The organism is Helicobacter sp. MIT 00-7814 (assembly GCF_003364115.1).
Taxonomy (GTDB): Bacteria; Campylobacterota; Campylobacteria; order Campylobacterales; family Helicobacteraceae; genus Helicobacter_F.
This window is the reverse complement of sequence record NZ_NXLL01000042.1, coordinates 1-9,932: the sequence shown is the minus strand read 5'-3', so window position 1 is coordinate 9,932 and position 9,932 is coordinate 1. Positions and strand designations below refer to the sequence as shown.

Annotated in this window: 10 protein-coding genes and 1 pseudogene; 8 read left to right on the top strand and 3 right to left on the bottom strand. The window is 43.1% G+C overall.

All coding sequences use genetic code 11. The annotated features are described in order from the left end of the window. Positions 1-107: 107 nt before the first annotated feature. Positions 108-1,769 carry a 2-isopropylmalate synthase gene (locus tag CQA49_RS09330; protein ID WP_115575689.1) on the bottom strand — a complete coding sequence of 554 codons (1,662 nt, stop codon included), beginning with the start codon at positions 1,767-1,769 and terminating at the stop codon, positions 108-110. A gap of 207 nt (positions 1,770-1,976) precedes the next feature. Here CQA49_RS09330 and CQA49_RS09325 point away from each other — a divergent pair, with 207 nt between their 5' ends. From CQA49_RS09325 to serB, 3 genes are all read left to right on the top strand, one after another. After that, positions 1,977-2,273 (top strand): c-type cytochrome, encoded by a 297-nt coding sequence (locus CQA49_RS09325; protein WP_115575688.1) that lies wholly within the window; start codon positions 1,977-1,979, stop codon positions 2,271-2,273. 81 nt (positions 2,274-2,354) lie between these two features. Next, positions 2,355-3,419: an alanine racemase gene (locus tag CQA49_RS09320; RefSeq protein ID WP_115575687.1), complete on the top strand. Its 1,065-nt coding sequence runs from the start codon at positions 2,355-2,357 to the stop codon at positions 3,417-3,419. A 35-nt stretch (positions 3,420-3,454) separates the two neighbouring features. Continuing rightward, a complete protein-coding gene (serB, locus tag CQA49_RS09315; protein WP_115575686.1) occupies positions 3,455-4,075 on the top strand; it encodes a phosphoserine phosphatase SerB in 621 nt (206 codons plus the stop codon). A 36-nt stretch (positions 4,076-4,111) separates the two neighbouring features. Here serB and CQA49_RS09310 read toward each other — a convergent pair whose 3' ends face one another. Beyond that, positions 4,112-4,369: a hypothetical protein gene (locus tag CQA49_RS09310; protein ID WP_115575685.1), complete on the bottom strand. Its 258-nt coding sequence runs from the start codon at positions 4,367-4,369 to the stop codon at positions 4,112-4,114. Between the two features lie 146 nt (positions 4,370-4,515). Between CQA49_RS09310 and flgH the strand changes: the two genes are divergently transcribed. The 5 genes and pseudogenes from flgH to pseI all read left to right on the top strand — a co-directional run bounded on the left by flgH (position 4,516) and on the right by pseI (position 8,726). Next, a complete protein-coding gene (gene flgH, locus CQA49_RS09305; protein WP_115575684.1) occupies positions 4,516-5,229 on the top strand; it encodes a flagellar basal body L-ring protein FlgH in 714 nt (237 codons plus the stop codon). 24 nt (positions 5,230-5,253) lie between these two features. Next, on the top strand, positions 5,254-6,021 hold the full coding sequence (locus tag CQA49_RS09300) for a cytidylyltransferase domain-containing protein (protein WP_115575683.1): 768 nt from the start codon (positions 5,254-5,256) through the stop codon (positions 6,019-6,021). Between the two features lie 14 nt (positions 6,022-6,035). Continuing rightward, positions 6,036-6,995 (top strand): hypothetical protein, encoded by a 960-nt coding sequence (locus CQA49_RS09295; RefSeq protein ID WP_115575682.1) that lies wholly within the window; start codon positions 6,036-6,038, stop codon positions 6,993-6,995. Beyond that, positions 6,996-7,601 (top strand): annotated as a pseudogene (locus CQA49_RS10555) (GNAT family N-acetyltransferase); the annotation flags it as partial. It abuts the gene before it with no gap. Positions 7,602-7,712: 111 nt separating this feature from the next. Then, a complete protein-coding gene (gene pseI, locus CQA49_RS10550; RefSeq protein ID WP_258864293.1) occupies positions 7,713-8,726 on the top strand; it encodes a pseudaminic acid synthase in 1,014 nt (337 codons plus the stop codon). Positions 8,727-8,842: 116 nt separating this feature from the next. Here the strand turns inward: pseI and CQA49_RS09285 are convergent, their stop codons facing one another. After that, positions 8,843-9,697, bottom strand: coding sequence for a YihY family inner membrane protein (locus tag CQA49_RS09285; protein WP_115575680.1), 855 nt, complete (start codon positions 9,695-9,697; stop codon positions 8,843-8,845). Positions 9,698-9,932: the final 235 nt, after the last annotated feature.

The following is a 9,932-nucleotide window of genomic DNA, read 5'->3' as shown; positions in this document are numbered from 1 at the left end:
CCTTATCCCCCCTTTGCAATCCCCCAAACCCCCGACAACGCTTTTAAGGGTTGCACTAAAAGTGCAACATTGAATTCCTTTAATTGAAAAATTTGCAAAGCAAATTTTTATTCCATACTGCGATTTATCGCGCTGACAAGTCCTTGCACGCTTGCGATAATGATGTCTGTGTCAATGCCAGCGCCAAAATATCTCACATCGCCACTTTTTATCTGCACATAAGAGATGGCTTGCGAGCTTGAGCCCTCTTTCAAAGAATGTTCGCTGTAATCGATGATTTCAAATGCTAAGCCTAGATTCTCCCGCAAGGCATTTGCTATGCTATCAAGTCGTCCATTTCCACGCGCATGGTATTTGTGCTTTTTACCTTTAAATTGCAATTCTAGCTCCACGCTGAAGCCATTTTCCTGCTTTTCAAAGCGATATTCACAAAGCTCTAGCGGTGTTTTTAGATTCACAAAATCATTTTGGAAAATCTCGCAAATCTCCCCAACGCTTAGCTCCTTGTGTGCCTTGTCTGAAATGTCCTTGACATAGTAGGAAAACGCCTCTTTAAACTGCGCGGGCAAATCGATACCTAACTGCGTGTGCAACACATACGCAATCCCGCCCTTGCCGCTTTGGGAATTTATGCGTATCACATCGCTTTCATACTCGCGCCCCACATCTTTTGGATCAATTGGCAAATATGGCACGCTCCATGTGCTAAGCTTGCGCTCTGCGTGGTATGCCATGCCTTTTGCAATCGCGTCTTGATGCGAGCCAGAAAATGCCGCAAACACAAGCTTACCAGAATACGGCTGACGCTCATACACACGCATTTTTGTCACGCGTTCATACACTTCGCAAATTGGCGGGATATTGCTAAAATCAAGCTTGCAATCAACGCCATGCGTATGCAGATTCATCGCAAGTGTGATGATATCGACATTCCCTGTGCGCTCACCATTGCCAAATAGCGTGCCTTCAATCCTATCCGCGCCCGCTAAAAGCCCTAGCTCTGCATCTGCTATCGCGCAACCTCTATCATTATGCGGGTGCAATGAGATTAGCACGCTTTCGCGCTTATCTACATTTTGCGAAATATACGCCACTTGCGTAGCATAAATATGTGGCAAGCTCATCTCAACCGTGGCGGGGAGATTTAAAATAAGCTTCTTTTCTTTTGAGGGCGCAAAAACTTCAATCACGCTATTGCACACTTCAAGCGCGTATTCCATCTCTGTGCCGCTAAAGCTTTCAGGCGAGTATTCAAACCTAAAATTCCCTTCTGTCTTGCTCGCATATTCCATCAAATGCTTTGCGCCTTCAATTGCGATTTGTTTCACCTCTTCGCGCGATTTTCTAAACACCTGCTCGCGTTGCGCATAAGAAGTTGAGTTATACACATGCACGATGGCATTTTTGCACCCTTGCAGGCTTTCAAAAGTTTTTTTAATAATGTGTTCGCGCGCTTGGGTGAGCACCTGCACGCAGACATCTTGGGGGATTAAATCTTGCTCAATAAGCGTGCGCAAAAAGGTGTATTCTGTTTGGCTTGCCGCTGGGAATCCGACTTCTATTTCCTTAAAGCCGATTTTTACAAGGAGCTTGAAAAACTCGATTTTTTCTTCCAAACTCATAGGTGTGATGAGCGCTTGATTCCCATCGCGTAAATCCACACTGCACCAAATTGGCGCTTTTGTGACATATTCTTTCTGCGCCCACTCTAAATATTTATGAAAATCTGGAGGCATAAAATAGCCTCTCTCATATCTTTTATGGCTCATAACAACTCCTTAAATTAACTAAAAAACATAAGCTATTAAACCTGCGAAACCTTAGATCAACGCGTAATTATAATACCAAAACATAACAAAATCCTATGGATTCTCAAAGTATGTGCGATTTTAGGTAAAAATTGTGCTAGAATACCGCGTTTCTTAATTGTGGGAAACAAATAAGGGTGCTGTTAAGACAGCTTAAAGGAGTATAGTATGAAAAAGTTGTTACTTTTAGTGTTTGTTGGGTTTGCAAGTTTCGCGCTAGCTGATGCGCCTGCTACTTTCAAAAAATGTGTTACTTGCCATGGAGCTGATGGAAAGAAAACAAGTTTTGGCAATGCTGCGATTGCTGGACTTAGCAAAGCAGAAGTTGTAGAGGATTTGAAAGGTTATCGCGCTGGAACACTTAACCGCCATGGTAAAGCAAATCTTATGAAACCAAATGCTGCAAAGCTCACAGATGCGGAAATCGATGAACTTGCAACTTACATTTCAGGGTTACCAAAATAACTTTTGAAATGCCACAGCTTGCGCGTTAAAGCGCAGGCTAATCTTTAGAATCCCAAAATCTAGAATCAAGGCTTAGCTTTTATGGCAGAAATTCTCTTAGATTCTCATGCTTTTAAACATAATCTTTCTATTATTGCTCAAGTTTTGGGTGCGCGAGAAAAAATAGCTCTTGTGCTAAAAGATAATGCTTATGGGCATGGTTTGCTTGAGATGGCGCATTTAGCCAAGCAAAATGGCATTAAAAATGTGTTTGTGAAAAACCACAACGAAGCCTTACAAATAGCGCATTTATTTGAATCTATCAGTATTTTTTATGGTGGTGTGAATCTGAAGCAAACTCTGCAGCCAAATATGGCAATCGTGGTAAGCGATATGCATATGCTAGAAGGGCTCAAAAGTGGCGATAAAATCGAGCTAAAGCTCAATGTCGGAATGAATCGCAATGGCATACAGCCCAGCGAATTAGAAAAATTTTTTACTCTTATTGTAGAAAAAAATCTCACACTTTTTGGCGTGCTGGCACATATCGCCTATGGTGATGAGGGCGGGGCAGAGTTTGAAAAGCAAAGAGAAGTTTTTAGCGAGTTAAAGGCGCGTGTAGAAAGCCTTTGTGCGCGCTTTGGGATTCCAATCCCGCGCTTTTCTTCTTTAAGCTCATCTGGCGCATTGCGTACAGGCGCTCAATCTAGCGCGTTGCAAGATGATTTAGTCCGCATAGGAATCGCTGCTTATGGCTATTTGGAAGCTCCTTTGGCAATTGCTACAGACTTGCGCCCTGTTGCGAGCCTTTGGGCGCATAGAATTTGCTCTAAAAATTTAGAGCAAGATTCAAAAATCGGCTATGGCGGGAAGGGCAGAGTAGAGGCAAAAGGCGTTGTTAGCACCTATGATGTCGGCTATGGCGATGGATTTTTTCGCTTTAATGAAATCCATGCGCGCAATCTGCAAAAATGTGGCGAAAAATTCCACACTGCTGAAGGATATGAGATTTTCCCGCGTATGTCGATGGACTGCTTTTCCTGCGCGAGCGATGCGCCAAAAGTGTGCTTGATGAATGACGCAAGCTATGTGGCGAGGGTGTTTGGCACGATTAGCTATGAGATTTTGGCGCACCTTTCGCCAAATATCGCGCGCGTGGTTGTGTGAAGCATTTTTGCAAATGGCTTAAAAAGGGAGAAAAAATGAAATTAGCGGTATTTGATTTTGATTCTACGCTGATGAATGGCGAGACGATTGATTTTTTGGCAAATGAGTGTGGTGCGCAGGCGCAGGTGGCACACATCACAGCGCAGGCGATGGAGGGGAAGCTTGATTATTATGAAAGCTTGAAATCGCGCGTGGCGTTGCTTAAGGGGCTAAGTTTGGCGCGTGCAAAAGAGATTTGTGAGAATCTTCCGCTCAATCTTGGCGCGCGTGAAATCGTGCAGATTCTTAAAAGTAAGGGCTATAAAGTCGTGTGTTTTAGCGGTGGCTTTAGCCTTGCGACAAGGCATTTTGCAAAGATTTTGGAGCTAGATTCTGATTTTAGCAATATTTTGCATGTTAAAGATGGCGTGCTAAGTGGTGAGATAGGCGGTGAGATGATGTTTAGCACTTCAAAGGGCGAAATGCTCGTGCGCTTGCAGAATCTGCTTGGTATAGATAGGCAAAATACGCTATGTGTGGGAGATGGCGCGAATGATTTGAGTATGTTTGCGCACGCTGACACGCGCATCGCCTTTTGTGCGAAAAATGTCCTCAAAGAAGCGGCAAATATTATTATTGATAAGCAGGATTTAAGAGAGATTGAAAAGTATGTGTGAAAGATTCTTTTAGGCAAACCTAAAAGAATCTAAGCTTTATGCCTTGTCGCTAGTGTTTTGTTGATTATTTGCGCTTAGCGTTTGTATCATTTGCTCGTGGCGCTCTTTATTGATTTTTTGCCCAATAGCCACACAGCCCCAAATGATTGCCGCGATGATGAGGACAACCCCAATCCCAAAGAAAATGGTAAAAATCCCAACCAGCCACAGCACAAAATTTAACACTGCCTGAATATACAAGCCTTTCACAGCCAACGCTACAAATGGTAAAAACAAAGCTAAAACATAAATCATAGCTCCTCCTAATGTTTAAAAATTTTGGAAGTTTATTCTAGCCCCCCCCCCTCTTACATTTTGCTTAAAAGCTAAAAAAATATCTTCTATTTTAAGGAATATCCTTTGCTTTATTTTGTGCAAAATCTCTAGCAAGGAAGCTAAAAGTGAAAAAAAGATTCTCTATTTTTGCGGTATTTTTTGCGTTGCATTTCCCGCTACTAGGCTTTGAAGCGGATATTGATTTTAGTCAAATCCCTGAATATGTCGAGGAATCCCCAGCGCAAGAGTTTATCCCCGACATTCCGCGCGCAGGCTCGCTTTTTGGCACGGGGGATCGTCCGCTTTTTGCCGATAGGCGCGCGATGAAGCCAGATGATTTGATCACAATTATCATCAGTGAAAATGCCAGCGCGAATTTTGCCACCACCAAAGCCTACAATGGCACAAGTGGCGGGGCTAGCACGCCACCGAGCTTGCAATATGGCGGAAATGATGAAGAGCAAAAAAAGATCGCTCAAGAGCTTAATGATATGAGTGCCTACACGCTCACAAAGGCGAATAACACGACAAACTTCACCGGCGGGGGCAATCAAAACCACACAGATTCTATTAACGCCACCATCACCGCGCGCATTATCAAGGTGCTAGAAAATGGAAATTACTTCATCGCGGGGCAAAAGGAGATTTTAGTCGATGGTGAAAAGCAGATCCTGCAAGTAAGTGGCGTGGTGCGCCCCTATGATGTAGAAAAAAATAATTCCGTGCAGTCGCGCTATTTGGCTGACGCAAAAATCGCTTATCGCTCGCTTGGTCCTATTTCGCAGACGCGCAGTAAAAATCCTGTGAGCGATGGGATTGAGAGTTTGTGGCCATTTTAAGAGCTTTCGCGTATTTAAGATTCTATGAAAACCATCGCCATAATCCCCGCTCGCGCAGGCTCAAAGAGAATCCCGCACAAAAATATCAAACCCTTTTTAGGCAAGCCCATTCTTTCCTACCCGATTGCTTGCGCGTTGGAATCTAGGCTTTTTGATGAAATTGTAGTAAGCACAGATTCTCAAGAAATCGCAGAGGTTGCAAATGCCTTTGGCGCGCAAACGCCATTTTTGCGCCCGGCGCATTTGAGCGATGATTTTGCACCCACTTTGAGCGTTATCGCGCATGCTGCAAGGGAGTTGAAGCTAAAATCACAAGATATTATTTGCTGTATTTACCCAGCTACGCCACTTTTGCAAGCCCATATTTTGCAAAATGCTTTTGCTTTGTTGCAGGCGCAAAAAAGCGCGCAGTATGTTTTTAGCGTGTTGCGATTTAGTCATAATCCTTTGCGAGGCTTTAGGTTGGAATCTACACAAAGCGCGCCACAAGAAACCCGCGCATTTGCACAACAAAAAGAGGAGATTTTAGCACCACAAGCGCAAGCAATGGGCTTTATCAAGCCTTTGGAGACGAAGTTTCAAAACACGCGCACGCAGGATTTGGAGCCACTTTTTTATGACGCAGGGCAGTTTTATTTTGGGCGCGCGGGCGCGTTTTTGGAGGAGTTGCCCATTTTTGCCCCGCATTCTCTTGGTATAGAGTTAGATTTTTTTGATGCACAGGACATTGACACGCCCGCAGATTGGGAATTAGCGGAGTTTAAATACCGCTATAAATTTAATCTTTTTTAAAGCTAGGCGGGGCGATGGAGCGCTTTTATTTTCTCTATGATAGCGGGGAGAATGCGGGCTTAGGGCATGAAATGCGATGCAGGAAAATCGCAAGATTGCTAGATTCTATTGTGCCTTCAGCGCAAATGTATTTTTTGCCAAATATGCATGAAAACTTGCAGAATCTGCCACCACACGCGGATTTTCAAGGTGCAAATCTTATTGTCGATAGCTATTTTTTTACCCGCGCGCATTTTAGCACCTTGCTTGATTTTGCGCCAAAGGCGTTGCTTTGCCTTGATGATACAAATCGCGCTGTGTATCCAAAATGCGCGTTTGTGCTAAATGGCGCGCTAAATGCCCACAAGTTGTATGAAAATTTGAACAAAGAGCAGAGGGAGCACTATTTTTGCGGGATTGAGTATGCGCCTACGCTTGGGCTTTTTACGCCAAATTTTGAGTGCAAAAAAGAGATTGAAAATATCTTACTTTGCTTTGGTGGCGCGGATTTGCAAGATTTTAGCGCGCAAAGTGTGGAGCTTTTAAACGCGCATTTTGCTTCACTTACGCCAACGACTTCGCCCACTTTTGCCACAACGCGCGCGCCCACACTTCATTTGGTATTGGGGAATTTCTATCCGCACGCAATCCCGCAAGTGCGTAATCTTAAAATTTATCGCAATCTCACCGCGCGCGATTTTAGCGCGCTTATGCAAAGTTGTGATATTGCTATAAGTGCCGGTGGGGGGACGCTTATCGAGCTAGCGCAGTGCGCACTTCCTTGCATTATGGTAGAATCTGCGCCTAATCAGCATTTTCAAATAGAGCAGTTTAAAGCGCTTGGCGCGTTTTTGTGCGCAAAAAGTTTGGACGAAATCTTAGCATTGCTAGATTCTGCGAATTATCAATGGCGGAGGGAATCCAAAGCGATTTTAAGCACGCTAAAAATTGGCGATAAACTTCCAGCATTATTGCAACAAATTTTTGCGCTATAAATGCGCGAGCAAGGGGAAAAGGTGAATTATCAATGCGCGCGTTTTTTTGCGATTGATTTTTGTGCGTTAAGTAAAGAGTGGTTGTTAGAGATTTTAGCCCTGCGTAATGCGCCCCAAATCGCGCAATTTATGTATTCTAGCCATATTTCAGAGCAGGGGCATTTTGAGTTTGTGCAGGGCTTGCGTAACAATGCAAGCGCGAAATATTGGGCGTTTTTTGAGCTTGCAGATTCTACAAAATCTCTAGTTGCACCAGAAAATCTTGCGCACATTTTTTCTCAATCGCCCTTGCTTTTAAAAGATGAAAACACCCAAAGCACGCCGCCACTAGATTCTCTCAAGTTTTTAGGCGTTGGCTCGCTTAGTCGGCTCAATCTCACGCACAAGCACGCGTATGTGGGAATCTATACAAATATTTTTGAATCCACACTTGCCAAAAAAGGCACAAAGATTCTCAAAATGCTAGAAAAAATCGCGCTAAGTGGTTTTAACTTGCACGCGCTTTTTTTAGAAGTGATGAGTGAAAATACCAAAGCAAAGGCATTTTACTTGCGCAATGGCTATGAGCTAAGCGGTGTTTTGAAAGATTTTTTATATAGAGATTCTCAAAGTTTTGATGTTGATATTATGCGAAAATCCCTTGTGGTGCGGAAATCTAGCGTGAATATTTGTATGTCGCAAACAAATATCCCAAAAATTTCTTTGTGCGAATCTAAAATCCCACAAAAGCCCTTGCTTGTGGCAGAGCTAAGCGCAAATCATTGCGGAAGTTTGGAAGTGGCAAAGGAATCTTTTAAAGCCATTGCCAAAAGTGGCGCAAAGGCGGTGAAACTGCAGACTTACACACCTGATTGTCTTACGCTAAATGCAAAAAATGAATATTTTCAAATCAAAGGCTCGCCGTGGGAAGGGCAGTATTTGTATGATTTATACAAAGAGGCGCAAACGCCTTGGGAGTGGCATAAGGAGCTTTTTAATCTAGGGAAAGAATTAGGCTTGCTTGTGTTTAGCTCGCCATTTTCGCCAAAAGGCGTGGAGTTTTTGGAATCCATTGATTGCCCGATGTATAAAATTGCGAGTTTTGAGGTGCTGGATTTGGAGCTTGTCGCGGAGGTGGCTCGGTGCAAAAAGCCTGTGATTTTATCAAGTGGCATTGCAAATGATGAGGAAATTTCTCTTGCGCTAGAGGTGTGCCACAAGCACGGCGCGCATGATATTACGCTTTTGCATTGCGTGAGTAGCTATCCCGCCCCGCTAGATTCTATGAATCTAGCGCAGATGCCAAAGATTAAAGAAAAATTTGGCGTGAAATTTGGCTTATCTGATCACACGCTAGATACGCTCTGTGCGTGCATTGCGACGAGTTTGGGCGCGAGTGTGATTGAAAAGCATTTTATTTTGGATAAAAATTTGCAGAGTGCGGATAGTAGCTTTAGCCTTGATGCGCGCGGATTTACGGAGCTAAGCAAGGTTATTGATGAGACATTTTGTGCGCTAGGAAATGGCGAGGATTCTCAAGCGCCAAAAAAGGGCAGGGAGTTTGCACGCGGAATCTGGGTGAGTGAAGAGATAAGAAAAGGTGCGATTTTAACGCGTCAAAATATTAAAATCTTGCGCCCAAATGTGGAGGGTGGCTTGCACCCAAAAAGCTATAGTGAGATTTTAGGACGCAAGGCGACGCGTGATTTACACTTTGGAGAGCCTTTAAGAGAAGGAGATTTTACGCGTTAAATAAAATTTTAAATCAAAAGAGGAGGGGGAAAATGTCAGATTCTCTTATAATTTTTGGTGCGTTTTTTGTGCTTGCACTCTTGCTATTTTGGAAAGTATGGCGTTTGTTTAAATAGCTACACCATACTTTTAAAGCCAAAGGTTTGCTCGATTTTCTTGCCAAAATTACTCATCAAGCCCTCGCACACGCGCATTCCGCACAATATAATCACCCAAGAAATATAAACCCAAGTCATCAAAAAAAGCAAAATCGAAATCTGCCCGTAAATGCTTTTGTAGGTTTCATTGTAAAAAATATAATACACAAAGCCCCACTTTGTGAGAAGCCATACAATCGTCGTCCCAAGGCTAGAGCAAACAAGCGGTAAGAGGCGCAGGGGCTTGTTTGATGAGATTTTAAAAAGGAGCAAAAACATCGACCAAGTGATGATATAAGGCAGCCAGTCAAAAAGCAGGCTCAAATCCGCCACGCCTTTAAGCGTCTTTTGCACCTCGGCGCTAAAATACACAGAAAGCGCTAAGGAAATGGGGAAGAGCGTTATCATCGTCCAATACACCACGAGGGAATCTAGGAAATTTTTTGGCTTAGAATTAAACATTTTTGCCGCGGCGTATTCAAAGTTGCGAAAGAATAAAATCGAAGTAATAAGCACAGAGACAATCCCCATCACGCCGAGCTTTGTAGAGTTTTCTAAAAAGGTGTCGAGGTATTGAGAAAGCATATCAGTGTGCGTGGGAAGCATGTTTGAAAGGATTGTTTCCTTGAGATCTTGGACTTGGGTGTGAAATTGCGGGATATTAAGCAAAATTGAAAAAAAGATAAGCAAAAGCGGGATAAGCGCAAAAATGCTATAAAAGCTTAGCGAAGCGGCATAAATTAGTTGCTGATCGAAAAATTTGTAGATTATGTGAAGCTCGATTCTCATTTTGCGATACAGCGTGCCAAGCTTTTTGAGGCGTGTTGCAAGCATTGCTTCTCCTAAGATTTTTTGAGCGCTATTATAGCAGGTTTGGGCGAGATTCTAGATTCTGCAAGATTCTAGCTTTTTAGAATTTTCAGAATCTTACTTTGTGTTTTAATTCTTTTAAAAGATTCTATTTTTCAGAATCCTTTTGTTTGGTTTAACTCAATCTCACTTAGATTCTAAAAATGAGTTTTTTCGATAAGGGGTATGGAGCTTGAATTGCGAAGTCGCTCCCCTTCCC

Excerpts from the sequence above, each read along its gene's own strand:
- CQA49_RS09310 (WP_115575685.1), bottom strand. The coding sequence starts at position 4,369 with ATGATTTATGTTTTAGCTTTGTTTTTACCATTTGTAGCGTTGGCTGTG.
- CQA49_RS09325 (WP_115575688.1), top strand. The coding sequence starts at position 1,977 with ATGAAAAAGTTGTTACTTTTAGTGTTTGTTGGGTTTGCAAGTTTCGCG.
- serB (WP_115575686.1), top strand. The coding sequence starts at position 3,455 with ATGAAATTAGCGGTATTTGATTTTGATTCTACGCTGATGAATGGCGAG.
- CQA49_RS09320 (WP_115575687.1), top strand. The coding sequence starts at position 2,355 with ATGGCAGAAATTCTCTTAGATTCTCATGCTTTTAAACATAATCTTTCT.
- CQA49_RS09295 (WP_115575682.1), top strand. The coding sequence starts at position 6,036 with ATGGAGCGCTTTTATTTTCTCTATGATAGCGGGGAGAATGCGGGCTTA.
- CQA49_RS09300 (WP_115575683.1), top strand. The coding sequence starts at position 5,254 with ATGAAAACCATCGCCATAATCCCCGCTCGCGCAGGCTCAAAGAGAATC.
- CQA49_RS09330 (WP_115575689.1), bottom strand. The coding sequence starts at position 1,769 with ATGAGCCATAAAAGATATGAGAGAGGCTATTTTATGCCTCCAGATTTT.
- CQA49_RS09285 (WP_115575680.1), bottom strand. The coding sequence starts at position 9,697 with ATGCTTGCAACACGCCTCAAAAAGCTTGGCACGCTGTATCGCAAAATG.